General features: G+C 66.0%; 20 protein-coding genes and 1 tRNA gene. 4 read left to right on the forward strand and 17 right to left on the reverse strand.

Annotation, left to right across the window (positions count from 1 at the left end; genetic code table 11):
• Window positions 1-132: 132 nt before the first annotated feature.
• The 14 genes from AC1DYS_RS17370 to AC1DYS_RS17435 all read right to left on the reverse strand — a co-directional run bounded on the left by AC1DYS_RS17370 (window position 133) and on the right by AC1DYS_RS17435 (window position 18,269).
• Window positions 133-798, reverse strand: coding sequence for a hypothetical protein (locus AC1DYS_RS17370; RefSeq protein ID WP_477901333.1), 666 nt, complete (start codon window positions 796-798; stop codon window positions 133-135).
• Between the two features lie 202 nt (window positions 799-1,000).
• A tRNA-Arg gene (locus AC1DYS_RS17375) sits at window positions 1,001-1,075 on the reverse strand.
• A 68-nt stretch (window positions 1,076-1,143) separates the two neighbouring features.
• Window positions 1,144-1,368, reverse strand: coding sequence for a hypothetical protein (locus tag AC1DYS_RS17380; protein ID WP_477901335.1), 225 nt, complete (start codon window positions 1,366-1,368; stop codon window positions 1,144-1,146).
• A gap of 137 nt (window positions 1,369-1,505) precedes the next feature.
• Window positions 1,506-2,450 (reverse strand): carbohydrate kinase family protein, encoded by a 945-nt coding sequence (locus AC1DYS_RS17385; RefSeq protein ID WP_477901337.1) that lies wholly within the window; start codon window positions 2,448-2,450, stop codon window positions 1,506-1,508.
• 165 nt (window positions 2,451-2,615) lie between these two features.
• On the reverse strand, window positions 2,616-3,551 hold the full coding sequence (locus AC1DYS_RS17390) for an AraC family transcriptional regulator (protein ID WP_477901339.1): 936 nt from the start codon (window positions 3,549-3,551) through the stop codon (window positions 2,616-2,618).
• 17 nt (window positions 3,552-3,568) lie between these two features.
• Window positions 3,569-4,357: an L-iditol 2-dehydrogenase gene (locus AC1DYS_RS17395; protein ID WP_477901341.1), complete on the reverse strand. Its 789-nt coding sequence runs from the start codon at window positions 4,355-4,357 to the stop codon at window positions 3,569-3,571.
• Window positions 4,358-4,361: 4 nt separating this feature from the next.
• Entirely contained in the window at window positions 4,362-5,735 is a 1,374-nt protein-coding gene (gene dalD, locus AC1DYS_RS17400; protein WP_477901343.1) for a D-arabinitol 4-dehydrogenase, read from the reverse strand.
• Window positions 5,736-5,744: 9 nt separating this feature from the next.
• Window positions 5,745-6,791: an ABC transporter ATP-binding protein gene (locus tag AC1DYS_RS17405; protein ID WP_477901345.1), complete on the reverse strand. Its 1,047-nt coding sequence runs from the start codon at window positions 6,789-6,791 to the stop codon at window positions 5,745-5,747.
• 27 nt (window positions 6,792-6,818) lie between these two features.
• A complete protein-coding gene (locus tag AC1DYS_RS17410; protein ID WP_477901347.1) occupies window positions 6,819-7,634 on the reverse strand; it encodes a carbohydrate ABC transporter permease in 816 nt (271 codons plus the stop codon).
• A gap of 5 nt (window positions 7,635-7,639) precedes the next feature.
• Complete coding sequence (locus tag AC1DYS_RS17415; RefSeq protein ID WP_477901349.1) at window positions 7,640-8,497, reverse strand: carbohydrate ABC transporter permease; 858 nt, start codon at window positions 8,495-8,497, stop codon at window positions 7,640-7,642.
• 136 nt (window positions 8,498-8,633) lie between these two features.
• On the reverse strand, window positions 8,634-9,941 hold the full coding sequence (locus AC1DYS_RS17420) for an ABC transporter substrate-binding protein (RefSeq protein ID WP_477901351.1): 1,308 nt from the start codon (window positions 9,939-9,941) through the stop codon (window positions 8,634-8,636).
• Between the two features lie 845 nt (window positions 9,942-10,786).
• Complete coding sequence (locus AC1DYS_RS17425) at window positions 10,787-15,154, reverse strand: translocation/assembly module TamB domain-containing protein (protein ID WP_477901353.1); 4,368 nt, start codon at window positions 15,152-15,154, stop codon at window positions 10,787-10,789.
• Between the two features lie 11 nt (window positions 15,155-15,165).
• The gene (locus tag AC1DYS_RS17430) at window positions 15,166-17,076 is read right to left on the reverse strand and encodes an autotransporter assembly complex protein TamA (protein WP_477901355.1); all 1,911 of its coding nucleotides are present in this window, start codon (window positions 17,074-17,076) and stop codon (window positions 15,166-15,168) included.
• Between the two features lie 5 nt (window positions 17,077-17,081).
• On the reverse strand, window positions 17,082-18,269 hold the full coding sequence (locus tag AC1DYS_RS17435) for a vWA domain-containing protein (RefSeq protein ID WP_047494102.1): 1,188 nt from the start codon (window positions 18,267-18,269) through the stop codon (window positions 17,082-17,084).
• A 143-nt stretch (window positions 18,270-18,412) separates the two neighbouring features.
• On the opposite strand from AC1DYS_RS17435, the gene AC1DYS_RS17440 reads away from it, so the two are divergent.
• Window positions 18,413-19,591, forward strand: coding sequence for a GGDEF domain-containing protein (locus AC1DYS_RS17440; protein WP_477901357.1), 1,179 nt, complete (start codon window positions 18,413-18,415; stop codon window positions 19,589-19,591).
• Window positions 19,592-19,684: 93 nt separating this feature from the next.
• The gene (locus AC1DYS_RS17445; RefSeq protein ID WP_477901359.1) at window positions 19,685-20,356 is read left to right on the forward strand and encodes a hypothetical protein; all 672 of its coding nucleotides are present in this window, start codon (window positions 19,685-19,687) and stop codon (window positions 20,354-20,356) included.
• A gap of 14 nt (window positions 20,357-20,370) precedes the next feature.
• Here the strand turns inward: AC1DYS_RS17445 and AC1DYS_RS17450 are convergent, their stop codons facing one another.
• Genes AC1DYS_RS17450 through AC1DYS_RS17460 form a run of 3 tightly spaced genes read right to left on the reverse strand, consistent with a single transcriptional unit; the run spans window position 20,371 to window position 23,889 of the window.
• Entirely contained in the window at window positions 20,371-22,383 is a 2,013-nt protein-coding gene (locus AC1DYS_RS17450) for a S9 family peptidase (protein WP_477901361.1), read from the reverse strand.
• A 58-nt stretch (window positions 22,384-22,441) separates the two neighbouring features.
• Window positions 22,442-23,035 (reverse strand): GNAT family N-acetyltransferase, encoded by a 594-nt coding sequence (locus AC1DYS_RS17455; RefSeq protein WP_477901363.1) that lies wholly within the window; start codon window positions 23,033-23,035, stop codon window positions 22,442-22,444.
• A complete protein-coding gene (locus AC1DYS_RS17460) occupies window positions 23,035-23,889 on the reverse strand; it encodes an AAA family ATPase (RefSeq protein ID WP_477901365.1) in 855 nt (284 codons plus the stop codon). Before AC1DYS_RS17460 ends, AC1DYS_RS17455 begins: the two co-directional genes overlap by 1 nt.
• Before the next feature lie 150 nt (window positions 23,890-24,039).
• Between AC1DYS_RS17460 and AC1DYS_RS17465 the strand changes: the two genes are divergently transcribed.
• Window positions 24,040-24,705 carry a c-type cytochrome gene (locus AC1DYS_RS17465; protein ID WP_477901367.1) on the forward strand — a complete coding sequence of 222 codons (666 nt, stop codon included), beginning with the start codon at window positions 24,040-24,042 and terminating at the stop codon, window positions 24,703-24,705.
• Window positions 24,706-24,837: 132 nt separating this feature from the next.
• Window positions 24,838-26,085: a cyclic di-GMP phosphodiesterase gene (locus tag AC1DYS_RS17470; RefSeq protein WP_477901369.1), complete on the forward strand. Its 1,248-nt coding sequence runs from the start codon at window positions 24,838-24,840 to the stop codon at window positions 26,083-26,085.
• The last annotated feature ends 2 nt before the right edge of the window (window positions 26,086-26,087 follow it).

The following is a 26,087-nucleotide window of genomic DNA, read 5'->3' on the forward strand; positions in this document are numbered from 1 at the left end:
CGTTCCTACAGAGAGGCCTCTACTCCACCTGCGGCGACTTCATCCACGCAACCAGCGCGGCGCCGATGCAAGTGTCAACTTGCCAGTTGTGCGCGAATTCACTGGGTTTGTAGGGGGCGAGCCGATCACTCATCACTTCGTAGTGGCTGATGCCGGTTCGGCCTCGGTCCGGAAAGACTCCATGCGATGCCGGAGAGCGTCACTCCACTCCAAGAAGCATTGAGCGAATTGAGCTGCTTCGGATTCCGAAAGCAGCACCCTTCCAAAAAAGACTGAGTCCAGGTCCTCCTTCTTTACCCGGAATCCAATCTGAACTTGCTTTCCTTCCTGGACGGCGGTGACGAGGCTCAGAACGGACTCGAGCGATGTCACGTACATGAGGGCATGTTTATGCGTCTGCGCTGCTAAGGGTCCTCCTGCCAATGGTGTGGTTGCAGGTGAGCCAGGAGCCTTGAGCCATACGTTTTTGATGGGCACTTCTGTGCCCCGGGCAAGGTCTTGTGCCAAGAAGGCTTGCATGGGAACAGCCGTCAAGCCGCCCTTTACCAATCCACCGGCTAGGTTAACAACGTTGAAGGACACGTCGAAAATCTTGACTGCTCCGGTTCCTGGCACAGGATTGGGAATGCCAACTATCCTGACTCCGCAGCCGGTGATCGTCCCGCCCTCCATGTACTGGAGAGGTTGCCCTGTCAACCTGGCCTCTGTAACGGTTCCGGCGAAGACATGAGGGCCAGAGCACAACAACAACGCCGTCGCGAATGTGCGAACCGCAGGCCGATAGCTGTAAGTCAACATGATGCCTCCCGATTCGGGCAGGCTAACAGACACCCGACGTGTGGCCGCACTCCCGTGACGCTGGCCGTGTGGCGTGTTGCTCAGTTTCGGCGTCACATTGAGCTTGGCAAAGTGCGCGACAAGCTCACCTTCTTCGCATTGCGCGACGTCGAGTAAGAGTCAGTCGTCTTGTTCCCCAATGTCATTCTGCAACTTGCTCGGGTGGTCCCGCCGACAGGAATCGAACCTGTATTTGCCGCTTAGGAGGCGGCCGTTCTATCCATTGAACTACGGCGAGTGGGGCGCGAGGGCCTCAGGGGGAGGGCGCATTCTACAAACGCAGCGCGACAAGGCGCTGCGGGGGCGCTATCGGGCGGCTTCGCGGTTGACCCACTCGATGCCGGCGGCCTGGGCTGCGGCCACGGCTTGCTCTTTCGTCGGGAACGAGTCGAGGTCGAGAAAGCGCTGTGAGCGCGTGCGCTCGCCGCCCAGGTAGGTGATGGCCACGCGGGCTTGGTAGAGGCCGTCTTCGCGCAGCAGGGGCGAGCAGCTCAGCAGATAGTCTTTGTACAGGTGGCGGTGTGCGTCCATGGCAGCACGTGACAACGAAGTGCGGCCGCAAGGTTACGAGGCTTTTGCCCGGCGCCAAAGGTGTGTTGGACGCCTGCAGGGCCTCTTGCGACTTTCTTCACGACACTGCCCTGGGGCTGCCGGGCGGCCTGCGGGAGTCAGGCTTTCGGCACGTGGGCCGGCAGTTCCGAGCGCTTCGGCGGGTTGGCACCGCGGCGCGAGCAGGTGATGGCCGCGGCGAGGGCCGAGAACTGCAGTGCCTCGCGCAACTGCGCGGCCGACAGGGCGCCGAGTGTGGCGATCGACAGCAGGCCGTGCTCGGCCAGCCAGGTGACCAGCGCCGACTGGAAGCTGTCGCCGGCGCCCACGGTGTCGACCACATTCACGCGCTCGGCCGGCACCTGCACCGAGGCCGAGCCGCTCCAGGCCTGTGCGCCGTCGCCGCCGAGCGTGACGACGAGCAGCTTCACGCCGCTGGCGAGCACGTCGTCGGCGAACTTCTGCACGCCCACGCCGGGCAGCAGCAGCTGCAGGTCTTCGAGGCTGATCTTCAGCAGGTGGGTGCGCGGCAGCATCCAGGTGAGCATGGCGCGCCAGCGCTCGAGGTCGGGCTCGACGTTGAGGCGGATGTTCGGGTCGAAGCTGATCGGTGTGCGCAGGTGCTCGCGCTCGACCAGTGCACGCAGCGTGGAAGCGACGGGCTCGACGACCGTGGTGTACGAGCCGACGTGGATGCCGCTTACCGTGGCGGGCAACAGCGCGAGCGCATCGAGCCCAAGCTGGCGGTCGGCGGCGCCGTGGCCGTAGAACGAATAGGCGGGCACGCCTTGCGCATCGGTGCCGATGAGGCTGAGCGTGGTGGGTGCATCGGTGCGCGCGGTGGTGGCGGTGTTCACGCCTTCATCGCGCAGGCCCTGCATCAGCCGCTCGCCGAGAAAGTCGCGCGAGACGGCGCCGAAGAAGCCAACCGGCTGTGCCAAGCGCGCCAGGCCCACCGCGGCGTTGAAGGGCGAGCCGCCCACGCGCGCATCGAGTGCCGTGCCGGTGGCGGTGTTGCCCTCGGCAAACACGTCCATCAAGGCTTCTCCGCAGACCACGAACATGCATCTCTCCGTTGATTCAATACTGGTGGCACGAGGCCGGGTTGAGGGCGCGGCGGCACCGCGGCCGCTGCGCGCGCTGGATGGTAGCCGGGCGGCGTATCCGGTTCGTTGGCCGTTTCGGCACGCAGGTGCCGAGGTCGATGCCCCAGTCCATGGAAGTCGGGGTCACGCGTGCCGGAAGCGGTGGTCCGATTGGCGCCGGAACTCGCTCGGCGTCATGCCCTTGATCTCGAGGAAGCGGCGGTTGAAGTTGGCCACGTTGTTGAAGCCCACTTCGTAGCAGACGTGCGTGACCAGGCGGTCGGTTTCCATCAGCAGGTGGCAGGCACGGTTCACGCGCACGCGGTTGACGAAGTCGGTGAAGGTGTTGCCGGTGGCGCGGCGGAAGAAGCGCGAGAAGCGGCTCTCGCTCATGCCCAGCTCGGCCGCAGCCTGGCTGGCGGTGAGCGTTGCGCCGCCGTCACCGGCGATGCGGTCGACGATGGCGTTGATCTGCTCGAGCTCGGTGTCGTTGTCGTCACGCTGCATCTGCACGTTGGAGAGCAGGCGGTAGTCGGTGCTGCGTGCCAGGTCGGCGAGAAAGTCGCAGAACGCCGCGAAGCGGCGCATGCCGCGCGCGTTCTTCACCGTGAGCCAGTGCGCATGCGCCTGCTCCGACATGCCGAAGAACTCGATGCCGTGGCGCGCCCGCTCCAGCAGCGGCAGCACCTCGGCCAGCTCGGGGATCATCTCGGCCGCATGCGCGATGGGCTCGTGGCTGAACTGGATGGCGAGGTCGCGCTCGGGCACGCCGCCTTCGGGCAGGTCGATCGAGACCCAGTTGTGTGGCAGGCGTGGGCCGCACAGCACCAGGTGGCCGGGGTGGAAGGGGCCGATCCAGTCGCCGACGAAGGCCTTGCCCGAGGTGGCGGTGATGAGGTGCAGCTCGTATTCGTCGTGAAAGTGCCAGCGCGCCAGCGGCGTGGGGAAGCCGTGCGCCAGGCAGCGCACGAGGCCCACGTCTTCGGTGGCTTCGTAGCCCAGCGAGGCCGGGCGGCCGTGGTTGTGCTCCAGCTCGGGCTGGCGCTGGCGGGGCAGGCTGCGGTCGCGGGGAGTGGGCATGGCGGGCCTCGAATGCATCAGCTCATGACATTACCGCCATCCACGTTCAATGTCTGTGCGGTGATGTACGAGGCCTCGTTGCTGGCCAGGAAAACGGCGGCGCCGGCCACGTCGGCCGGCGCGCCCATGTAACCCAGCGGCACGGCCTTGCCGACGGCGATCTTCTTCTCGCCGGGCTGCAGGTTTTCGTAGCGGGCGAAGAGGGCGTCGACGCCTTGCCACATCGGCGTGTCGATCACGCCGGGCGAGATGGCGTTGACGCGGATCTGGTGCGGCGCCATGGCCAGTGCTGCACTCTGCGTGTAACTGATCACCGCGGCCTTGCTGGCGCAGTAGTGCGACACCAGTGCCTCGCCGCGACGCCCCGCCTGCGAGGCGAGGTTGACCACACAGCCGCGCTTGCCGGCGGCCACCAGGCGCGCCAACACCGCCTGCATCACGAAGAACATGCCCTTCACGTTGACGTCGAACAGGCGGTCGTACATGCGCTCGTCGGATTCGAGCAGCGGCGCCATGTCGAAGATGGCGGCGTTGTTGAACAGCACGTCGACGGTGCCGAAGCGTTGCGCGGCCTTGTCGACCAGCGGGCCGATCGAGGCCACCTGCGTCACGTCGGCGCTCGCATAGGCCAGCGTGTCGGGGTTCGCGGCCATCAGCGCTGCGAGGCCGGCGCTCGGCGTGGCGGAGATGTCGACCGCCGTGCAGCGCGCGCCCTCGGCGAGAAAGGCTTCGGTCACCGCGAGGCCGATGCCTCCGTTGGCGCCGGTGAGCAGGGCGTGGCGGCCTGCGAGTCGTGGTGATGTCATGGGGTCACTCCGTGATGAAAGCTTGCACGCGGCGGTCTGCCGCACGAATGGCGGCTTCGAGCGTGGCGTTGCCGGCGAGCGGGCCCCACAGCAGCGGGTCGCGGCAGAAGGCGCCGAGCGGGTCGGGCGCGGCGAAGAAGGCGTGTGCGACGGCGGGGTCCATCACGCCGTCCTGGTAGGTGTAGCTCAGCTCGCCGCGGTGCCAGCGGCCGAGGAAGGCGAAGAACAGCGCGGGCAGCATCGCGGTGGCGTCCATCGGTGCGCCGCGGGCGATGCATTCGCGCAGCGTCGGCACGATGAAGCCGGGGATCTTGGAGAAGCCGTCCATCGCGACACGCTGGTTGGTGTCGCGGACGTTGGGGTTGCCGAAGCGTTCGAGCACCACGTCGCGGTACTTGGCGAGGTCGATGGGGCTCGGGTGCTCGGGTGTGTCGAGGCAGGGGACCACGTCGTTGGTCACGTAGTCGTGCGCCATCTGCCGGATCGCAGGCATTGCCATGTCTTCGTGGATGAAGCTCAGTCCCTTCAGCGTGCCGGCCCAGGCCACGCAGCTGTGGGTGGCGTTGAGGATCCGGATCTTGGCTTCTTCGTGCGCATGCACCGAGGCCACCATCTCGACACCCACGCGTTCCCAGGCCGGGCGGCCGGCGATGAAGTCGTCTTCGATCACCCACTGGATGAAGCTTTCGCCCATGACAGGGGCGCGGTCGTCCCAGCCGGTGGCGGCGCGCACGCGCTCGGCGACGTCGGGCAGGGGGCGCGGCGTGATGCGGTCGACCATGTCGCAGGGCGAGGTGGTGGCGGCCTGGGCCCACTCGCGCAGCGAGGTCTCGCCGCGCAAGGCCAGGAACTCGAGCAGCCCGGCGCGAAAGCGCGTGCCGTTGCTGCGCAGGTTGTCGCAGTTGAGCAGCGTGACCGGCGTGCCGGTTCGCTTGACGCGCTCGCGCAGGATGGCGGCGATGGCGCCGTAGATGGTGGTCGTGGCACCGGCCAGGTCGGCGCGCAAATCGGCGTGGCCCGGGTCGAGCTTGTTCTGGTCGTCGAGGTAGTAGCCGGCCTCGGTGACGGTGAACGAGATGATGCGCGTGGCCGCGTCGGCGCCCACGTCGATCAGCCGCGCGAGCGAGGGGTCGAACGGGATCACCTCGCGGATCGACTTGATGCGCTCGTAGCGCCGCTCGCCGGCGGGCGACACGGTCTCCAACGTGTATTCGCCGTTCTGTGCGGCGAGTGCAGCCATGGTGTCGGCCATGTCGTTGCGGATGTTGCCGCCGACGATGGACCAGCTGGTGTCGCCTTTCTCGCGCAGCTCGTGCAGGTAGACGGCCTGGTGGGCGCGGTGAAACGAGCCGAGCCCGATGTGCAGGATGGTGTTCATGAAAGAGGTCTAGTGCGCCGCGACTTTGTGGCCCTGGCGGTCGAAGAGATGGAAGGAGGCGGGTGCGATGTCGAGCCCGACGGAGTCGCCCGGTGCAAGCAAGGTGCGCTCGGCCTGGCGCGAAACGATCTGCACGCCGTTGCCGTTGTGGCCTACGCTGGTGTAGATGAGCGTGTCGGCACCGAGCGACTCGATCAGCTCCACGCGTGCGGGCAACTTGCCGCCGCCCGCAGGCCGAACCATCACGTTCTCGGGCCGCACGCCGATGAAGCCATCGGGTGCGTGCGAGGCGCCCACCACCTCGCGCAATTCGGGCAGCTTGGCCGTGTCGACCACGTTCATCTGTGGCGTGCCGATGAACTGCGCGACGAACTGGTTGGCCGGTTTGTCGTAGAGCTCGAGCGGCGAGCCGACCTGCTCGATGGCGCCGTCGCGCAGCACGACCACGCGGTCGGCGAGCGTCATCGCCTCGACCTGGTCGTGCGTCACGTAGATGGTGGTGGCGCCGAGGTCGCGGTGCAGCTTGGCGATCTCGATGCGCGTCTGCCCGCGCAGCGCGGCGTCGAGGTTGGACAGCGGCTCGTCGAACAGAAACACCTTGGGCGCGCGCACGATGGCGCGGCCGATGGCAACCCGCTGGCGCTGGCCACCGGACAGCTCCTTCGGCGTGCGGTCGAGGTACTTGGTGAGGTTGAGAATTTCGGCGGCGTGGCCGACCTTCTGCTTGATCACCGCCTTGTCGACATTGGCCAGGCGCAGTGCGAACGACATGTTGTCGAACACGCTCATGTGCGGGTAGAGCGCGTAGCTCTGGAACACCATGGCGAGGTCGCGCTTCGATGAAGGCAGGTGCGTGATGTCGCGCCCGTCGAGCTGCACGCTGCCGCCATCGATGTGGGTGAGGCCGGCGATCATGCGCAGCAGCGTCGACTTGCCGCAGCCCGAAGGCCCGACGAAGACGATGAACTCGCCCTTGTTGATCGTCAGGTCGATGCCCTTGATGGCACGCACCTCGCCGAAGACTTTTTCGACGCCCTTGAGTTGGAGGAATGACATGTTCAGGTCCTTTTCTCTGTTCGTCGATTACTTCACTGCGCCGAAGGTGAGGCCTTGCACTAATTGCTTCTGGCTGAACCAGCCGACGACGACGATGGGTGCGATGGCCATCAACGACGCTGCCGACAACTTGGCCCAGAAGAGGCCTTCGGGGCTGGAGTACGACGCGATCAGCGTGGCCAGCGTGCCGGCCTTGGCCGAGCTGAGGTTGAGCGCCCAGAAGGCTTCGTTCCAGCTCAGCACCAGGCACAGGAGGCCGGTGGAGGCGAGCGTGCCCATGGCGAGCGGGCGGATCACGTGGAGAAACTCGCCCCAGACGTTCGCACCGTCCATGCGCGCCGCTTCGAGAATGTCGGACGGGATGTCCTTGAAGCCCGAATACAGCATCCACACCATGATCGGCAGGTTGGACAGCGTGAACACGATGATCAACGCGGGCAGCGAGTCAAGCATGCCGGCGGTCTGCGCCATCACGTATATGGGCACCAGCGCGCCGACGGCCGGCATCATCTTGGTGGAGAGCATCCACATCAGGATGTCGCGCGTGGCCGGGCTGCGGAAGAAGGCCATCGAGTACGCAGCCGGTGCGGCGATCGCGAGGCCGAGGATCGTCGACACGAAGCTCGTGATGACCGAGTTCTTTGCGAACAGCAGGTAGTCGCTGCGCAGGTTGACTTCTGCAAAGCTCGCCAGCGTCGGCGTGAAGAACAGCTGCGGCGGCACCGAGATGGCTTGCTGCTCGGTCTTGAAGGCGGTGAGCACCAGCCAGATCAGCGGGAAGACGATCAGCAGCGTGATGATCCAGGCTGCGAGCGTGCGGATGACGAGTGAGATGTGCTTCATGTTCATCAATCCAGGTTCTTGCCGATCATGCGGATCAGGAATGCCGCGGCGATGTTGGCCAGCACCACCGCGAAGAGCGCGCCGGCCGAGGCCACGCCCACGTCGAAGTTCATCAGCGCCTGCTTGAAGATCAGGAAGGCGACGTTGGTGCTGTCGTTGCCCGGCCCGCCACCGGTGGTGGTGAAGATCTCGGCGAACACGCTCAGCAGGAAGATGAGTTCGATCATCACGACCACCGCGATCGGCCGCGCCAGGTGTGGCAGCGTGAGGAACCAGAACTTCTGGAAGGCGTTGGCGCCGTCCATGCCCGCGGCTTCCATCTGGTCGCGGTCGAGCGACTGCAGCGAGGTGATGAAGATCAGGCAGGCGAAGGGCAGCCACTGCCACGACACCATCAGGATGATCGAGAACAGCGGGTGGTCGGTGAGCCAGTCGACCGGCGTGGTGCCGAAGAAGATCGCCACCTGCGCGAGCACGCCGTATACCGGGTTCATCATCATGTGCTTCCACAGCAGCGCGTTGGCCGTGGGCATCACGAAGAAGGGCGAGATCAACAGCACGCGCACGATGCCGCGGCCAGGGAAGGGGTCGTTGACCAGCAGCGCGAGCGCGGTGCCCAGCACCACGGTGATGACGATCACCGAGCCGAGCAGGACGATCGTGTTCCACACCGACGCGCCGAAGTCGGGATCGGTGAAGAAGTATTCGAAGTTCTCGAGGCCGGCGAAGGTTTTCTCGCCGGGCTGCATCAGGTTGTAGTGCACCGCCGAGAAGTACAGCGTCATCAGCAGCGGCACGATCATCCAGAGGAAGAGCGTGACCACCGCGGGCGCCATCAGGGCGCGGGGGAGGAGTCTTTTCATGGTGTTCGCCGGTGAGGGGACCGCTTCCTTTCGTCACCCGCGCAGACGGGGTCCAGGGAGAAGCGATCGTGGATTCCCGCCTGCGCGGGAATGACGGCAAGTTGCCCGAGGGCTCCCTCAGGAGCCCTCGAAGCCTTTACTTGTAGTACCCACCTTTTTTCATTTCGCGCTCGGCCGCGGTCTGGCTGGTCTTCAGCGCCTGGTCGACGGTCGACCGGCCTGAAAGCGCCGAGCTCATCTGCTGCCCAACGGCAATGCCGATCGCCTGGAACTCGGGGATCGCGGCGAACTGCACGCCGACGTACGGGCTCTTCGGCAAGGTGCTGTCGTTCGGGTTGGCGGTGTCGATCGCCTTCTTCTCGGCCTCGGCGAACTTGGCGGCCTTCAGGAACTCAGGGTTCGCGTAGGTCGACTTGCGCGTGCCGGTGGGCACGGCGGCCCAACCCTTTTCCTTGGCGACGAGGTTGATGTACTCCTTCGACGTGGCCCAGGTGATGAACTTCTGTGCCGCCGGAGCGTTCTTGGTGCCGGCCGGGATGCCGAGCGCCCAGGCCCACAGCCAGTTCGCGCCCTTCTCGGTTGCGCTGTACGGCCCTTGCGCGAAGGCGACCTTGTCAGCCACCTTGCTCTGCTTCGGGTCGGTGATGAACGAGGCGGCGATCGTCGCGTCGATCCACATGCCGCACTTGCCTTCGTTGTAGAGCGCAAGGATCTCGTTGAAGCTGTTCGCGCTCGACCCGGGCGGCCCGTACTTCTTCAGCAGGTCGACGTACATCGTGATTGCGTCTTTCCACGGCTTGGTCTCGAGCTGCGGCTTCCAGCCCATGTCGAACCACTGGCCGCCGAAGCTGTTGACCATGGTCGTGATGAACGCCATGTTGTCGCCCCAGCCCGGCTTGCCGCGCAGGCAGATGCCATAGACACCGGCCTTCGGGTCGTGGATCTTCGCGGCGGCATCGCGTACCTGCTCCCAGGTCGGGCGCTCGGGGAAGGTGACGCCGGCCTTGTCGGTGAGGTCCTTGCGGTACATCAGCATCGAGCTCTCGCCGTAGAACGGCACGGCGTAGAGCTTGCCCTCCACCGACAGGCCGTTGCGCATGGCGGGCAAGAGGTCGTCGACGTCGTACGCAGCTTCGGGCTTGATCTCCTGCAGCCAGCCCTTCTTGCCCCAGATCGGCGTCTCGTACATGCCGATGGTCATCACGTCGAACTGGCCGCCCTTGGTGGCGATGTCCGTCGTCACGCGCTGGCGCAGCACGCCTTCTTCGAGCGTGACCCACTTCAGCTTGATGTCGGGGTTGGCCTGTTCGAAGAACTTGCCGAGCTTCTGCATCTCGATCATGTGACCGTTGTTCACGGTCGCGATGACGAGGTCGGTCGCCGATGCTGCCGTACCCGCGAGGGCGAGGATGCATGCGATGGCAAGGCTTGCCTTCATCTTCATTGGGTGTCTCCTGTCGATTTAGGTTTGGTGTTCTGCAGGTGCGCAGACAGGGGCAAAGATAGGGCTCCGGCCTGACCTCGCTTGATACTTTGTGCGCACGGACATGTACGTCTTTGCATCGATTACTTGGGATTTGCCCTAGTCGGTCGGGATTGCGTATTGGTTTTGGGTGTTTGAGCCCTTGTTCTTTTCCCGCTTCGCGTGGGTAGTTCTTCTGCCTGCCGGCGGGTGCGCCGGGTGTTCGCCCCGGCGGGCGAGTCACTTTCATTTGTCGCGTCAAATGAAAGTAACCAAAGCAAAGACGCTCTCCACTTTGCTGTACCGCTTCGGCTGCTTCCTTCCGCGACCTGTCGCCTGCGGATAGATCCGGACCACGGCACACCTGTTCAACGTACCCCACCGCTCGGCTCGCTTCGCATCGCCGAGATCGAAGCCGATGCGAAGCGAGGCGTGGACAGGGAATGTTTGCGCAGCAAACGACCGTATTGCTCTTCGGGCCCCGTGGGGGGCGTCGAGGAGCGCAGGGGTTTGGGGCCGCGTGCGCAGCACGCTTCGTCAACTGACTTCGCGCGGTTGTCTGAGCGCAGCGGCCGCAGGCCGCGTAGCGAGTTCGGCGCGAGGCCCCATACACCGAGCACCGCAGAGCAGTCCGGCCCTAGCCGGACCACCCCCGTCGGGGTCGCCTTTCTTTGCCTTCTTTCTTTGGCGAAGCAAAGAAAGAAGGTCGCCCGCCGGGGCGACATCCCGGCAGCAGCCTCACGCAGTGAGAAAGAGCCTCATGCGAATGCAGGCACCGCATCAAGGCCACGAGCCTTCGACAAATCAGCCCAAACGAGCAGCAGAACTCACTCCCACCGCCAGGTCCCAATCAGATCGATCGACCGATCGATACCCGACTGCATCCGCATCACAAACCGCTGCGCAATCCGATACGTCACCTGGAAGCTCCCCGTACTGGTATTGAGGTTCTGCTCATACGCGATGTACACCCGCTTGGACAGCTGCTTGCCGACCGACACCACGGTCTCCTTGGTTTCGCCAACTTCGTTCTGGCGCAAGCCGACGTCGTCGATGCCAAACGCCTTGGTGATCGCACCGGGCCCACCGTCTCCCTCGCCCGCCAGCAAGGCGAATGCGGCGCGCTGCACCAGCGCGGTGTCGGAGCGGCCGAGGCCGTCGCTTGCGCGGCCGAGCAGCAGCCACGAGAGCTTCTCGTTGTTGGTCATGTCGGGTTCGGAGAACAGGCGCACGCGCAGGTTCTGCAGCGGGCCGGTGACCTGCACGCCGACGCGCACATCGAGGTTGGGACGGGTCGCTTCGATGTCGAGCCGCATGTCGCTCGGCGCGCCGTTGAAGGTGATGACGCCGCGGCTGATCTCGAGCTTCTGGCCGTAGTTGGCGAAGGTGCCGTCGACGGCGTTGACCGTGCCGTTGAGGGCCCACTTGCCGTTGGGGTGGCTCACGCGCAGCTCGCCGGTCAAGCGTGTGTCGATGCCGAGGCCGCGCATTCGCAGGTTGTTGCCGAGCTTGACGAGCAGGTCGATCGTCAGCTTGTTGGTGCCTGCGGAGTTGGGCAGGGGCGGGGGCTCGCCGCTGTCGTTGGGGCGGCCGGTGACGACCACGTCGTCGCTCAGGCTCGGGGAGCTGAGCCGCGTGAAGTCGATCAGGCCTTCGTCGGCGGTGAAGCTGCCCTCGGCCTTGATGACATCGCCGTCGATCGCGACCTGGCCTTCGCCGCTGGCGACGACGCGCAAGTCGACGCGGCCGAGCAGCTGGAACTTGTCGGCGACGAGCTTCAGGCGGCTGTGCCAGGTGTCGTCGAGGTTGGCATCGCCTTCGAGCCGGACCGTGCCGGAGCCGCCGTGGGCGATGAACTTGTTGATCTTGGCGGTGTTGCCGCGCAGCGAGATGTCGACCTCGCCATCGGTGAGGTTCACGCCTTCGACGGTGTTGCGAACGCCGATGCCGCTGCCGCGCACTTCGCCGGTGTATTCGGGGTGGTTGAACTTGCCGCCGAGGCTGGCGCTGACGTTGAGCTTGCCGTCGAGCCGCCAGCCGGCGGGCACCCACGCACCCCAGGTGCCGAGGTTGGCTACCTGCGCTTCGAGCACGCCTTGCACCGGCGCGTCGGCCGAAGGCCAGGCTTGCTGCGGCGAGGTGTGCACGACCATCGCGCCCCCCAGCACGCCGAGCTGCTGGCCCGCCAGGCCGGCGGTGAAGTTCCACACGCCGTCTTCGGCATTCAGGCCGACGCGCAGGTCGCTCAAGCCCAGCGCCCGGGTGCCGCTTTCTTCGGTCACGGTCAGGTCGCCGCGGGTGCGCTCGAGCACGATGTCAGCGCTGAACTTGTCGGTCTGGCGCACCACCACCTTGCCGGCGATCTGCAGGTCGCCGCCCCAGCCGAAGTTGGGCTGGATGCGGCGCATCAGCGGCGCCACGTCGAGCGGCTCGAGCTCGGCCTGCATGTCGAGCTGCTGTGTCTGCACGCCCTGGCCGGACTGCCAGTCGATGCGGTTCCAGCGCAGGCCGGCACCGACGATGTCGGCGCGGCCGGCGCTGACGATGGCGCGAGTCGCCGGGCCGCCGGTCACCTCGACGCCCACGTTCTTCGTCAGCAGCATGGGCGCCGCGCCGGGCTGGGTGGTGCGCAGTTCGAGTTGCTGCAGCACGCCCTTCCAGGCCCAAGGCGTTTCGGGTTCCTTGGCGTTGGCGCTTCTGCCGGCGAGCACGCCGCCGCTCAAGCTGCCGTGGGCACCGGCCGAGAGCAGCGTGCGGGCGGGGGGCGGCGCGGCGGCTGCGGTCGCCGCAGCAGCGGCTGCCACTGCCGAGGCGGACCCGGTCGCAGGGATGGGCGTGGCCGGGGCGACCTGCACGCGGCCCTGCACGCTGTCGACCCAGACCGGCGGTGCGGCCTTCAACTCGGTGCGCAGGCTGAAGTCGTGCGAGGCCGCGCTGCCCTTGAGCGACAGCACGGTGTTGCCGATCTGTTTGTTGGACCAGGCGGCCTGGCCGATGTCGAGTTGCACGTCGAGCGGGGCGTCGGCGGTGCTGCCGAACTGCCAATGCGCTTCGCCCTGGCCCACGGCCCAGCTGCCTGCACGCACGCTGGCCAGGCTGGCCTGTCCTTTCGACGTGAGTTCGGGCCAGCGGCCATTGGCTTCGACATCGGCGTTCAGCGTGCCGCTCAGGCCCTGGACCAGTGCTGCGGCCTCACCAGGTGGCACCACCAGCCGCAGCAGCGGCACCAGGCGGGCGAGTGCCGGTGCACGGGCCTCGGCGGACCAATGGTCCTTGCTGCCGACGGCGTCGGGCGTGAGCTGCCCATCGAGCTTGATGTGGTTGCCGCCGACGTCGAGTTCGAGGTTCGTGCTCAACGGGTCGGCCACGTTGGCGTGGCGCAGGCCCACGTTGCCGGCCAGTGGCACATCGGCCACCACGCTGTTGTCGACCTTGACCGTGGCCTCGCCGCGCAGTCCGGCGAGGCGGTCGACCAGCGTGCGCTTGTCGGCCTCGTTGGCGAGGCGGATGGTGTCGGGCACGTTGAGCGCCAGATCGCCGTTCAGGTTGATGCGGTGGTTGCCGTCTTGCCAGCCGCTGCCGGGGCCGGTTGGCAACCAAACACGCGGGTCGAAGTCGACCAATGCGGCCTTGGCCTTCATCTGCCAAGCGCTTGCCTGGCGGTCGGCGGTGCCGGTGACGGTGGCGCGGGCGCCACCGGCCGAAGCGCGCAGCTCGCGCAGCTCGACGCGCTCTTCGGTGCCGACGGCGTCGAGCTTCAGCTGCACCGCGCGCGATGGCGAAACGAGATGGCCGTTCAGGTCGGCCAGCGCAGTGAAGGTGGGCAGCACCGAGTCGCCGCTGGCGGTCTTGGGATGTGTCTTGCCCGACACCTTGATCGGGCCGCTGAGAACCATGGCGGCGAGGTGCGAGTCGAGTGCGCCGGGTTGCAGCTTGGTCAGGTCGGCCTGCACATCGAAATCGCCGGCGTTCCAGCGTGCGCTGCCTTGCAGCGTGCCGGCGGGCGTGCGGCCGTCGGAAAGCTCGGCTTCGAATTGGGTCAGCTCGATGCTGTCGAAGCGGTCGGTGCTGGCGCGGGCATCGAGCTTCAGCGTGGCGACCGGCAACTGCTGTGCATCCCAGCGGCCTGGCTTTGCGTTGCTGAGGTCGGCATGCGCGGTGAGTTCACGCGGCTTGGCCTTGTCGGGCGCGGCGATTCGCACTGTGCCGCTCAATGAGGTGAGCGGCGCTTTCTCGAGCAGGGCCGACAGGTCCAGGCCTTGCGTGGTCGCGTCGAGCTGCGGCAGCAGCCAGGGCTCGATGGGGGCGACCTGCGCCGTCGCGTCGAGCGACTGGCCTTGCGCACGCAGCTTGGCCTGGGTGTTGAAGCGGGCCAGCGGGCCTTCGGCCTTCAGCTCGGCCTGCCAGTCGGCGCGCAAGGTCTTGGCCCACGTCGGCAAGCTTGTGGTGGCTGGGCTGCCGCTCGCGCTGGCAGATTGCACCGCGCGCAGATCGACGTCGAGCGCCATCGGCGCTTCGGCGCCGATGCGCACGTGGCCGGCAAGCTGCATCGGCTCAAGTTCCAGGCCGAGGTCGTCGATGCGGTGCTGACGGCCATGGTCGGCGCCGAACTGCAGCTTGGCGTGCACCTTGCGCAGCGGGCGGCCTTCGAGCCCGGGCAGCCAGGCTTCGGCAACGCGGAAGTCGTCGACCTGCAGCTCCATCGGCAGGCGCAGCTTCGTGGGCAGCGTCGGTGGCTTGCTGCTGGAAGTCTGGCTCGGGGTGACGGTGACGGTCACGCGGTCGGCCGTCAGCGAGTCGACGTGCACCCGGCCCCAGGTGTTGGGCTCGCGGGTGTACGACACGCTGAGGTGGCTCCACACCGGCCGGTCGATGACGATGCGTGTGCCGCCGGCAGTGATGATGATTTGTTTGGCCTTCAGGTCGCCGATCAGCGTGCCCTCGGGTTCGACCACGTCGACGCCGATGCCAGCCACCGACAAGCGAGCCAGCAGCCAGGCGGTGCCGGTGGCGCTGCCTGCCGCCCAGAACAGCGCGCCAACCGTGCCGCTCAGCAGGCCGATCACGAGCACGACCACGCCGATGCTGATGAGCACGCCGCGCATGAGGCGGCTGCGCTGCTTAGCTTCTGCCTTGGCCTCGACGCTCGTTGGCGCCTCGGGTGGTGGCGAATCAGGCGGCAGATCGGACGGCATGGACGTGCTCATCAGTAGGCGATGCCCACGCTGAAGTGCAAACGGACGGCACTCACCTTTTGCCCGTAGGCCAGGTCGATGCGCAGCGGGCCGACCGGGCTGCGCCAGCGCACGCCCACACCGTAGCCCAGCGCCCATTGAAAGTTATCCCACTCGTTGGTGGCGTTGCCGGCATCGACGAAAGTGGCCCACCACACCGACGGCAGCTTGGCGCTGAAGGGGTGGGCGATTTCGGCGCTGACGGTCACCATCTTGCTGCCGCTGACCAGCACGCCGTTCTCGAGCGGGCCGAGGTCGCGGTAGCCGTAGCCGCGCACGGAGTCATCGCCGCCAGCGCGGAACAGCAGCGGGTCCGGGATGCCGACATCCGGCTTGGCGAACACTTCGCCGAACTCCCCGCGTACCTGCGTGTACCAGGAGTTGCCGAGCGGCCAGTAGAGCGTGTTGCGGGTGTAGAGGCGCGTGAACGGGCCGTTGCGCAAGGGTGGGCCGCTGGCCGGGCTGTGCGAACGCGCGAATCCGCCGGCCACCTGGATGGACGAGGTGAGGCCGCGTGTGGGCAGGATCAGGTCGTCGACATCGCGCCACAGCCAGTCGTAGTGGGCCGAGAGAGACCGGCTGGTTTTTTCGCCGGCATCGTTTTCCACGGTGGCGTTGAGCAGCTGGCCGTAGATCCGGCGCTGGATGCGCTCGGTGTCGAGCGTGCGGCCGACGCGCGCTTGCCATGAGAGCGTCGTGTCGTCGTCTGTGTCGAGCCGCGTGACGTTGCCCGAGACGAAGCGTCGGTACTGCGCTTCGCCGGGGTTGCCCAGCAGCTCGCCATCCCACGAGCGCTGGTAGCGGCCGATCTCGAACTTGTTGTGCGCCAGCAGGTTGAAGCCGAACGGCCGGCGGTGGGTGTGCTCGAGCGTGAAGCGCTCGCGCGTGTTGTCGCTGTAGCCCACGCCGGCGATGGCGGTCTGCAGTTGCTGCTCGGTGACCTTCACCAGCACCGGCACCGCAGCGGCTTTTTCGGGGTCGGGGTCGATCTCGACCGTGACGCTGTTGAACAGGCCGAGTTTGCCCAGCCGCTCCTGGAAGTCGAGCAGGCGTTTCTCGGTGTAAGGCGTGCCGGGGCCGAAATCGGCGACGTTGCGGATGGCGCCTTCGTCGTAGCGCTTCAGGCCTTCGATGCGCAGCTCGCCCAGGTAGAACTGCGGGCCGCTGTTGACCAGCACCTCGAGCTCGACCTCGCGCGTCTTGGCGTCGACGTGGGCATAGGTGGCCGTCCACGAGGCCGTCGGGTAGCCCTCGGCCCGCAGCACGGCCAGCGTGCTGTTCTTGGCGCTGTTCCAGGTGGACTGGCTGAAGCCGCTGCCGGGCGGCAGCGGCCAGCGCTTGCGCAGTCGGTCGAGCAGCTCGCGGGCAGGGCCTTCACCGGCGTCGACGCGTTCCTGCAGGTTGCCTTCGGCCGTCAGCTCGAACTTGGCAATGGTGGCGCGCGGGCCCGGGTCGACCTTCAGCGTGATCAGCGGCGTTTCGCCCGGCGGGTCGTCGCGTGTGACCGTGACCTGCGCGTTGAAGTAGCCCTCGGTCTCGAGCAGTTGCCGCGCCTGCGCTGGCGAGGCAGCTGCCAGGCGGACCAGTTCGGCGTTGGTGATGCCGTCGGTCTGCGGCGCGTTCTGGAAGCGCGCGAGATCGAGATAGGTGACCAGCAGCTTTTCCAGGTCCTTCGGTGCGTCGACCGCCATGCGGTACGCCACGGTGGAGGGCGCCGAGGCTGAATCGGCCGGTGGCGTGGCGGCCGCTGGTGCAGCGGCGGCGGGCGGCGAATTGCTGTCTGGCTTCGGTTCGAGCGGCTCGCTGCCGCGGAGCGCCGCACAACCGGAGAGGCACGCAGCGGCAACCCAGCCCAGTACGCACCAGGCAGCACGACGGTGCAAGTGAATCATTTGCTCAGCAGGCGCATGGCCCCTTCAAGGCCTTGCAGCGTGAGCGGGAACATGCGCTGGTTCATCAGCTGCTGGATGATGGAGATGCTCTGGCGGTAGCTCCACACACCTTGCGGCTCGGGGTTGATCCAGGCGAACTTGGGGAAGGCGTTGGTCAGGCGCTGCAGCCATTCGGCACCCGCCTCTTCGTTGTTGTATTCGACGCTGCCGCCGGGTTGCAGGATCTCGTAGGGGCTCATGGTCGCGTCGCCGACGAAGATCAGCTTGTAGTCCTTGTTGTACTTGCGCAGGATGTCCCAGGTCGGGAACTTCTCGCTGTAGCGGCGGCGGTTGTTCTTCCACATGAAGTCGTAGACGCAGTTGTGGAAGTAATAGAACTCGAGGTGCTTGAACTCCGCCTTGGCGGCGCTGAAGATTTCTTCGACGCGGTGGATGTGCTCGTCCATCGTGCCGCCCACGTCCATCAGCAGCAGCACCTTCACCTTGTTGTGCCGCTCGGGCACCATCTTGATGTCGAGGTAGCCGGCATTGGCTGCGGTGGAGCGGATGGTGTCGTCGAGATCCAGCTCTTCTTCGGAGCCCTCGCGCGCGAAGCGGCGCAGCCGGCGCAGCGCGACCTTGATGTTGCGCGTGCCGAGTTCGAGGTTGTCGTCGTAGTCCTTGAACTGGCGCTGGTCCCACACCTTCACCGCGCTCTTGTTGCGGCTCTTGTCCTGCCCGATGCGAATGCCTTGCGGGTTGTAGCCGTAAGCGCCGAAGGGCGAGGTGCCGCCGGTGCCGATCATCCGGTTGCCGCCTTCGTGGCGTTCCTTCTGTTCCTCGAAGCGCTTCTTCAGCGTTTCCATCAGCTCGTCCCAGCCCATCTTCTCGATGGCGGCCTTTTCTTCGGCGCTGAGCTCGAGCTCCATCTTCTTGCGCAGCCAGTCGAGCGGGATGTCTTGCGTGAAGTCGGTGAGCAGCTCCACGCCCTTGAAGTAGGCGGCGAAGGCGCGGTCGAACTTGTCGAAGTTGGCTTCGTCCTTCACCAGCGATGTGCGGGCCAGGTAGTAGAACTTGTCGACCGTGGGCCCGGACTCTTCATCATCGATCACGCCCTCCTTGATGGCTTCGAGCAGGGTCAGGTATTCCTTGACCGAGACTTTCAGCTTGGCGGCGCGCAGGGTGAAGAAAAAATCGATGAGCATGGGGCGATTTTGAGGCAAGCGCAGGCGATCTGTGCAAACCGACCTTACCGGGCGGAAATACCCGATGCTATAAGGGTCGGCGCCAGTCTTCGGCGTTTGTCGGGCACCCCGTTTGCCCTCTCCCGCTTTCGTCCCGACGCTGCATGCCCATCTTGTCCGCCACCGAAGTTGCCTTCCTGCTGGTTGCCTGCCAGCAGGTGGTGCTCGCACTGGGGTGGCTGGTTGGCGCGATGGTGCTCAGGCTGGACAGGCGCTGGGTCGCGCAGTGGTCTGCCTACGCGCTGCTGACGGGTGTGTCGCTGGTGCTGTTCGTGTGGGCCACGCACGTTCAAGACATTCACACCGAAGAACTCCGCTCGCTGGCCAACGTCTGCTTGGTCGCCGGCACGCTGCTGATGCAGCGTGGCGTGCGGCAATTCGTCGGGCGGCCCGGGAACGCTGGGTTCTACCTGGCACTGCTGGCGGCCGTGCTCGGTGTGTCGTGGTACTGCTTGGCGACCCACAGCGGTGCGTTGCGCGTGATGTCGATCTCGGGTGTGCTGGGCGCCCTGTGCATGGTGGCCGCCGCGGACGTTCTCCGCTACGCCCGCCGCGAGCTTGAACTGCGCTTTGGTTTTTTGCTGGCTGTGCCCTTGCTGCTGGGCGGGCTGGTCTTCATGGCGCGCGGCGCGAGGGCGGTGGTCGCGCCTGAGACCGTCGTGGCGGAGCTCTCGGCCAACAGTTCACTCAACCTCGGCTCGGCGCTGCTGTTCCTGGTCACCGCGCTGGTGTTCCACCTGACGCTGGTGGCGCTGGTGGGTGCGCGCCTGATGAGCGAGCTGGGCCGCCTGTCGCGCCATGACGGCCTGACCGAGCTGCTGAACCGCCGTGCGATGGACGACCTGCTGCGCGACGAAGCCCGCCGTGCCGTCCGCACCAACCAGCCGTTCGCGCTGCTGATGGTCGATGCGGACTACTTCAAGGCCATCAATGACCGCTTCGGCCATGCCGCCGGTGATGAAGCCCTGCGCTATCTCGCGCAGATACTGAACGCGCTGATGCGCGACAGCGACCGGGTCGGCCGCTTCGGCGGAGAGGAGTTCATCGTCCTCTTGCCCAACACCTCGTCGACCGAGGCGCTGAACGCCGCCGAACGTCTGCGCGACGCGCTGCTGAGGCGGCCGTGGGTCTGGCAAGGCGAGAGCCTGCGCCTCACGGTGAGCACCGGCGTGGCCGCGTGGCGCGGGCCGCACGATGAGGTCGACCTGCTGCTCAAGCGCGCCGATGCAGCGATGTACCGCGCGAAGTCGCTCGGGCGAGATCGATTCGAGTTCGACCAGTAACTTCAGGTAACGCTGAATAAGCCGAATAGGGCACTAAATCCCTGGGTGCTTGTCGTGACAGCGGGCGCACAAGATTGCATGATTCGGCCCAGCATGGCGACCAGAGCAACACCGTGGTGGCGAATAGCGGTGGCCCTGGCCCTCGTGGCTGGGCTGTGCTCGCCCAGCTGGGCTGGTGGTGGCGGCCTTCAGTTGCCTGATTGCCCGGTGGCCGCCTTCGGCGAAGCCTCAGCCTCACAGCATGCGGCCATGCTGTCCGACGGCTGCAACTACGACAGCTCGCGTTTGAAGCTCGAAACACCACGGGCCAAGCCGGTGGACTCGGGCCCGAGCCTCGTGAAGGCCGAGTACAGCGCGCTGAGTTCAATGCGCTTCTCATCGCTGGTGGGCACGTTCAAGTTCGACTGGTCAGGCTTGCGCCAGAGCGATGCCAATGGCGGCTTGCGCACCGCGCGCACGGCCTTGTCGGTGGGCGGCCTGGTGCGTCTGGTCGAAAGCCTTTCGCTGCAGACGAGCTTCGGCCTCGAGCACACCGCCGGGCCGCGCACGCGCACCATCATCAGCAGCGTGTGGCAGCCGACCAAGGCGGGGGTGCTGTTCGCCGAATGGGCGGGCAGCGAAGCCGGCACCGAGGCACGCCGTGTCGGCGGGCGCTGGTGGCTGGTGCCGCGCACCTTGGCGATCGACCTCGGCGCACGCTACGTGCCCGACGGACCCGGCTGGAGCGACCAGCGGGTCGGGGTGTCGCTCAACTTCGGGCTCTGAGGCCCGAGACCTCTTCAGGCCTTTTTCTTTGCGCGGCTCACGCCGGGGTCGTACTGCTTCAGCCAGCTGAAGAACTCGCCGTACCAGAGCTTGGAGTTGCGCGGCTTCAGGATCCAGTGGTTCTCGTCCGGGAACCACACCAGCCGCGCGTCGACGTCGCGCGCCTTCAGCGTGTTGTAGTAGGCCAGGCCTTGCTGGTCGGGCACGCGGTAGTCGAGCGCACCGTGGATCACGAGCGTGGGCGTCTTCATGTGCTTCGCGAAGGCGTGCGGGCTTTGCGAATGGATCTTGGCGAGGTCGTCCCAGTACCAGGTGCCGAGGTCCTTGGCGTGCCAGGTGAAGGCGTCGTCGCTGAACATGGCAGTCCAGTCGAAGCAGCCGGCGTGGCAGATGTAGGCCTGGTAGCGGCCCGTCTTCACGTGGCCGTTCATCCACGCGACCATGTAGCCACCGTAGCTGCCGCCGGTGGCGAAAACGCGCTTGCTGTCGATCCACGGCTTCTTCAGCAGGAAGTCGGTCGCGGCCTCCACGTCCTGCAGCTCGAGTTCGCCCCAGCGGTGGGTGATGCTGTCGAGGAACTCGTAGCCGAAGCCGCTGGAGCCGTGGTAGTTGACGCAGGCCACCACGTAGCCCTGTGCAGCGAACACATGGTTGTTCCAACGGTAGTGGAAGGTGTCGCCGGCGGCGGCGTGCGGGCCGCCATGGATGCTGTGCAGCAGCGGGTACTTCTTCTTCGCATCGAAGCCGGGCGGGTAGATGAGCCACACCTGGACCGGCTCGCCCTGCGCGCCGGTGACTTCGATGGCCTCATGGTGCCCGATGCGAAACGCGCTGAGCTTCTCGTCGTTGAATGTCTCAAGCCGCAGCGCGGGTTCGGTGCCGCGGTGGCTGTGCACACGCACCGGGTGGTCCATGGTGTCGGCTGCGGTGACGAGCACCTCGCCGGCCACGTCGAACTGATGCACCCAGCCGCCGCTCACGGCCACGGTGGGGGTGCCGGTCTGGAGGCTGAATTGATAGAGGTGGCGGCGGCCGTGTTCTTCGGCGGTGAAGTACACGGCGCTCGCATCGCCGGCCCAGCGCAGCGGCGTGTTGACCTCGTGGTCCCAGTGCGCGCTCAGCACCTTGTGCTTGCCACCGAGTTCCATGACGGCGAGCTGATGGTGGCGCGTGTGGCGCTTGCCCTGGTGGGCGGCGACGAAGGCGATCCGCTTGCCGTCGGGGCTGTAGCGCGGGGCTTCGAAGTTCCAGGCCTTGTCTTGCGCGAGCGGCGCAATCTTGCCGCTGCGCACGTTGATCTCGGCGAGTGCGCGGCAGGTGTCGATCTGCTTGCGCACGCCGGGGTCGTGCGCGAAGGCGATGCTCTTGCCATCGGGCGAGATGTCGAACCCGTCGGCATCGGGCTCGGTGCGCACCAGTTCGTAGGCGGTGTCCTCGAACAGGTCGCGCACGCGGCCGGTGGCCACGTCGAGCACGTGCAGGTGTGCCACGCGGCCCATCGGCACATGGTGGTCCCAGTAGCGGTACTGGGCTTCGCTGGTGACGTAGGCGGTTTCCTTGCGGTCCTTGAACTCTTTGTAGGCCTTGGCCTGTGCGTTCGTGCCTTTCAACTCAGGCCAGACCCAGGCGACGAAAGCGATGCGCTTGCCGTCAGGGAACCACTTGAATGCCTCGATGCCGGGCACGAATTGGCTGACGCGCTGCGCTTCACCGCCATCGGGGGCGATGACGTAGAGCTGCGGCGTGTCGTCCTTCTTGCCCTGCTGCTCGCGCTTGGCGATGAAGGCGATGCGATCGCCCGCGGGCGACCACGCAGGCTGGCCGTCCTTGTCGCCACAGCTCGTGAGCTGGCGCGGTTCACCGCCGAAGGTCGAAAGCAGCCACAGGCTCGAATGGCCCTTGTTCTCTTCCATCGAGTAGTTGGTGACCGAGGCCACGGCCTGAGCGCCGTCGGGCGACAGCGTCACCGCGCCGATGCGGTCGAAGGTCCAGATGTCGTCGACGGTGAGTGTCTTGCGTTGTGCCATGAGTTTGTCGTTGGAGTTGAGAGCCGCTCGATGCGGCGAGGCATGAAAAAAGCCGCGCTCAGCGCGGCTTGTGGAGTTGGTACATCAACTGGGCCTTCACCTCAGGCCATTCGCCCGCGGCCAAGCTGTACATGACGGTGTCGCGCACCGTGCCGTCGCGGCGCAGCGCGTGGTGGCGAAGCACGCCGTCGCGCTTGGCGCCCAGGCGCTCGATGGCACGCTGGCTGGCGAAGTTGAAGTTGTCGGTGCGCCAACCCACGAGCTTGGCACCCAGGGTCTCGAAGGCGTGCGTCATCAGCATCAGCTTGACGGTGGTGTTGACGTGGCTGCGCTGCACGCTCTGTGCGTACCAGGTGTAGCCAATCTCCAGGCGCTCCACGGCCGGCACGATGTCGTGGTAGCTGCTGCTGCCGAGCACCTTGTCACTTGACTTGTCGATCACCGCGAAGGCGAGGCGATTGCCTTGCTCGTGCTGCTTGAGCGCCGTCTCGATGTAGGCCGCGGTGTCTTGCGGCTCGGGCACCGAGGTGATGCGAAGGTTCCACAGCTCGCCATCGGCGGCCGCAGCGAGCAGGCCGGCGAGATGCGCCTGGCTCAGCGGTTCGAGGCGAAGGCGCTCGCTCTCCAGTGTGGTGGGCAGTACCGGCTGCATCAGCGATTGTGCTTCTGCATGAAGACAAGCTTCTCGAACAGCGACACGTCCTGTTCGTTCTTCAGCAGTGCGCCCACGAGCGGGGGCACCGAGACCTTGTCGTCCTTGCTCTGAAGAACTTCGAGCGGAATGTCTTCGGCCACCAGCAGCTTGAGCCAGTCGAGCAGCTCGGAGGTCGACGGCTTCTTCTTCAGGCCGGGCAGGTTGCGCACGTCGTAGAAGTTCTTCAGCGCTGCGGCGAGGAGCTCTTTGCGCAGCTTGGGGAAGTGCACATCGACGATCTTCTGCATCGTCGTGGCGTCGGGGAACTTGATGTAGTGGAAGAAGCAGCGGCGCAGGAAGGCGTCGGGCAGCTCCTTCTCGTTGTTGGAGGTGATGAACACCAGCGGGCGATGCACTGCCTTGATGAGCTCACGCGTCTCGTACACGTAGAACTCCATGCGGTCGATTTCGCGCAGCAGGTCGTTCGGGAATTCGATGTCGGCCTTGTCGATCTCGTCGATCAACAGCACCACCGGCTTCTCGGCCGTGAAGGCCTGCCACAGCACACCCTTGACGATGTAGTTGTGGATGTTCTTCACGCGCTCGCCGCCGTCGATGTCCGACAGCTGGCTGTCGCGCAGGCGGCTCACGGCGTCGTACTCGTACAGCCCCTGCTGCGCCTTGGTGGTCGATTTGATGTGCCACTGCATCAGCGGCATGCCGAGAGCCTGCGCCACTTCTTCGGCCAGCATCGTCTTACCGGTGCCCGGCTCGCCCTTGATCAGCAACGGGCGCTTCAGCGTGGCCGCTGCATTCACTGCGAGCATCAGGTCATCGGTGGCGACGTAGTTCTCAGAGCCGGTGAATTTCATGGAGCCGCCGTGGTGGAAAGGTGTCGGGCCAGTATATAAGCGCCGCATCGGCGATCGCTGTCCTGCAGATGACACCGGGCTGGTCAAAAAGGGGCCGGCGCAGGCATCCCTATAATCCGCCGTTACTTCGAAGACCCGCCCCGTCGGACCATGAAAAAACTGCTCTCCACGATCTTCGCGCTTGCTGCTTTTGGCGGCGCTACCTTCGCTGTCCAGGCGCAAGACATCAAGGCCAGCGCAGCGGCCGGCGAAAAGAAGGCAGCCATGTGCATCGGCTGCCACGGCATCCCCGGCTACCAGGCCAGCTTCCCTGAGGTCCACAAGGTCCCGATGATCTCGGGCCAGGGTGCGAAGTACATCGCTTCGGCGCTGAACGCGTACAAGAAGGGCGAGCGCAAGCACCCGACGATGAAGTCGATTGCCACGTCGCTCACCGACCAGGACATCGCCGATCTGGCCGCGTTCTACGAAGAGCAGGGCAAGAAGGCCGGGACTGCCGAAGGCCAGTCGGCCCCCCAGCCGAGCGAGCAGGTCGCCAAGCTGATCGAGCAGAGCAAGTGCAACACCTGCCACGGCCAGAATTTCAACACCCCGCTGGACCCGAGCTACCCGAAGCTGGCTGGCCAGCATGCCGACTACCTGTACGTCGCGCTCAAGGCCTACCAGACCGCCAACAACCCGCAGGTTGGCCGGGCCAACCCCATCATGATGGGCATGGCTGCACAGCTCACGCACGCGCAATTGAAGGAACTGGCGCAGTACCTCGCGTCGCTGCCGAGCGAACTTCACACCGTGCCGCAAGCCAGGTTCCGCTGAACGAGATCACACTTAGTTCACGCAAAACGCCGCTCTCATGAGCGGCGTTTTTGTTTTTGGCGGCGAGAGTCAAGTTGCGGCCTGGTGTGCCGATAGAAACCGAGCGCCCAGTCCTCGAACGCTCTCCCTTCCATGCTGAAAAAGATCCAGATCCGACAGCTACGCCTGGGCATGCACTTGCACTCGCTGGAGGGGCCGTGGCTCAACCATCCCTTCTGGAAGACCAAGTTCGTGCTCGCTGACAAGAGCGACCTCGACAAGCTGCTTGCCAGTGGTGTCGAAGCCTGCGTCATCGACACAACCAAGGGACTCGACGCGCTGGCTGAGCGCCCTCAGCCCGAGCCCGTTGTCGCGCCGCCGGTTCCGGCGCCGGCTCCGGCCGAGGCACCGGCCATCCTGACCCAGACCACCAGCATGGCCGGCGAAATGAAGCGCGCCGCAGCGTTGATGTCCACGTCGAAGCAGGCCGTGAAGGCGCTGTTCTCGGAGGCACGCCTGGGCAACGCCGTCGACGCCGCAGAGTGCCTGCCGCTGGTGGACGAGATCGCCGGCTCCGTCTGGCGCAACCCGGGTGCACTGGTGAGCCTGGCGCGGCTGAAGACACACGACGACTACACCTACATGCACTCGGTTGCGGTGTGCGCGTTGATGGTGTCGCTGGCCCGTCAGCTGGGCCTCGACGAAGCCAAGACGCGTGACGCCGGCCTCGCCGGGCTGTTGCACGACCTCGGCAAGGCGATGATGCCTTCGGAGGTGCTGAACAAGCCCGGCAAGCTGACGGATGCCGAGTTCACCATCATGAAGAACCACCCGATGCGCGGCCACGAGCTGCTGCTCGAAGGCGGCACGGCCACGGCGGGTGCGCTCGATGTATGCCTGCACCATCACGAGAAGATGGACGGCACAGGCTACCCCCACGGCCTGCGCGGCGACCAGATCACGCTGCTCGCGAAGATGGGCGCGGTGTGCGACGTGTACGACGCCATCACTTCCGACCGGCCCTACAAGAACGGCTGGGACCCGGCCGAATCCATCCGCAAGATGGCCGAGTGGCGCGGCGGTCACTTCGACGACGCGGTGTTCCAGGCCTTCGTGAAGAGCGTCGGCATCTACCCCATCGGCTCGCTCGTGCGCATGCAGTCGGGCCGGCTCGCGGTGGTGTGCGAGCAGAACCCGGAGTCGCTGGTGTCACCTCAGGTCAAGGTGTTCTTCTCGACGCGTTCGCAGCTGCACATCCCGCCCGAGATGCTGAACCTGGCGAACCCCGCCTGCACCGATCGCATCGCCGCGCGCGAATCGAATGCGCAGTGGAAGTTCGCTCGCCTCGATGAGCTGTGGGCCGGGCCCGATGCACTCAAGCGCACCGGCGTGGCCGCCTGACG

Source organism: Rhizobacter sp. P2_G4 (assembly GCF_056403575.1).

What these genes read in the sequence shown, in the direction of transcription:
- AC1DYS_RS17370 (WP_477901333.1), bottom strand. Translation starts at nt 798, where the DNA reads ATGTTGACTTACAGCTATCGGCCTGCGGTTCGCACATTCGCGACGGCG.
- AC1DYS_RS17380 (WP_477901335.1), bottom strand. Translation starts at nt 1,368, where the DNA reads ATGGACGCACACCGCCACCTGTACAAAGACTATCTGCTGAGCTGCTCG.
- AC1DYS_RS17385 (WP_477901337.1), bottom strand. Translation starts at nt 2,450, where the DNA reads ATGTTCGTGGTCTGCGGAGAAGCCTTGATGGACGTGTTTGCCGAGGGC.
- AC1DYS_RS17390 (WP_477901339.1), bottom strand. Translation starts at nt 3,551, where the DNA reads ATGCCCACTCCCCGCGACCGCAGCCTGCCCCGCCAGCGCCAGCCCGAG.
- AC1DYS_RS17395 (WP_477901341.1), bottom strand. Translation starts at nt 4,357, where the DNA reads ATGACATCACCACGACTCGCAGGCCGCCACGCCCTGCTCACCGGCGCC.
- dalD (WP_477901343.1), bottom strand. Translation starts at nt 5,735, where the DNA reads ATGAACACCATCCTGCACATCGGGCTCGGCTCGTTTCACCGCGCCCAC.
- AC1DYS_RS17405 (WP_477901345.1), bottom strand. Translation starts at nt 6,791, where the DNA reads ATGTCATTCCTCCAACTCAAGGGCGTCGAAAAAGTCTTCGGCGAGGTG.
- AC1DYS_RS17410 (WP_477901347.1), bottom strand. Translation starts at nt 7,634, where the DNA reads ATGAAGCACATCTCACTCGTCATCCGCACGCTCGCAGCCTGGATCATC.
- AC1DYS_RS17415 (WP_477901349.1), bottom strand. Translation starts at nt 8,497, where the DNA reads ATGAAAAGACTCCTCCCCCGCGCCCTGATGGCGCCCGCGGTGGTCACG.
- AC1DYS_RS17420 (WP_477901351.1), bottom strand. Translation starts at nt 9,941, where the DNA reads ATGAAGATGAAGGCAAGCCTTGCCATCGCATGCATCCTCGCCCTCGCG.
- AC1DYS_RS17425 (WP_477901353.1), bottom strand. Translation starts at nt 15,154, where the DNA reads ATGCCGTCCGATCTGCCGCCTGATTCGCCACCACCCGAGGCGCCAACG.
- AC1DYS_RS17435 (WP_047494102.1), bottom strand. Translation starts at nt 18,269, where the DNA reads ATGCTCATCGATTTTTTCTTCACCCTGCGCGCCGCCAAGCTGAAAGTC.
- AC1DYS_RS17440 (WP_477901357.1), top strand. Translation starts at nt 18,413, where the DNA reads ATGCCCATCTTGTCCGCCACCGAAGTTGCCTTCCTGCTGGTTGCCTGC.
- AC1DYS_RS17445 (WP_477901359.1), top strand. Translation starts at nt 19,685, where the DNA reads ATGGCGACCAGAGCAACACCGTGGTGGCGAATAGCGGTGGCCCTGGCC.
- AC1DYS_RS17450 (WP_477901361.1), bottom strand. Translation starts at nt 22,383, where the DNA reads ATGGCACAACGCAAGACACTCACCGTCGACGACATCTGGACCTTCGAC.
- AC1DYS_RS17455 (WP_477901363.1), bottom strand. Translation starts at nt 23,035, where the DNA reads ATGCAGCCGGTACTGCCCACCACACTGGAGAGCGAGCGCCTTCGCCTC.
- AC1DYS_RS17460 (WP_477901365.1), bottom strand. Translation starts at nt 23,889, where the DNA reads ATGAAATTCACCGGCTCTGAGAACTACGTCGCCACCGATGACCTGATG.
- AC1DYS_RS17465 (WP_477901367.1), top strand. Translation starts at nt 24,040, where the DNA reads ATGAAAAAACTGCTCTCCACGATCTTCGCGCTTGCTGCTTTTGGCGGC.
- AC1DYS_RS17470 (WP_477901369.1), top strand. Translation starts at nt 24,838, where the DNA reads ATGCTGAAAAAGATCCAGATCCGACAGCTACGCCTGGGCATGCACTTG.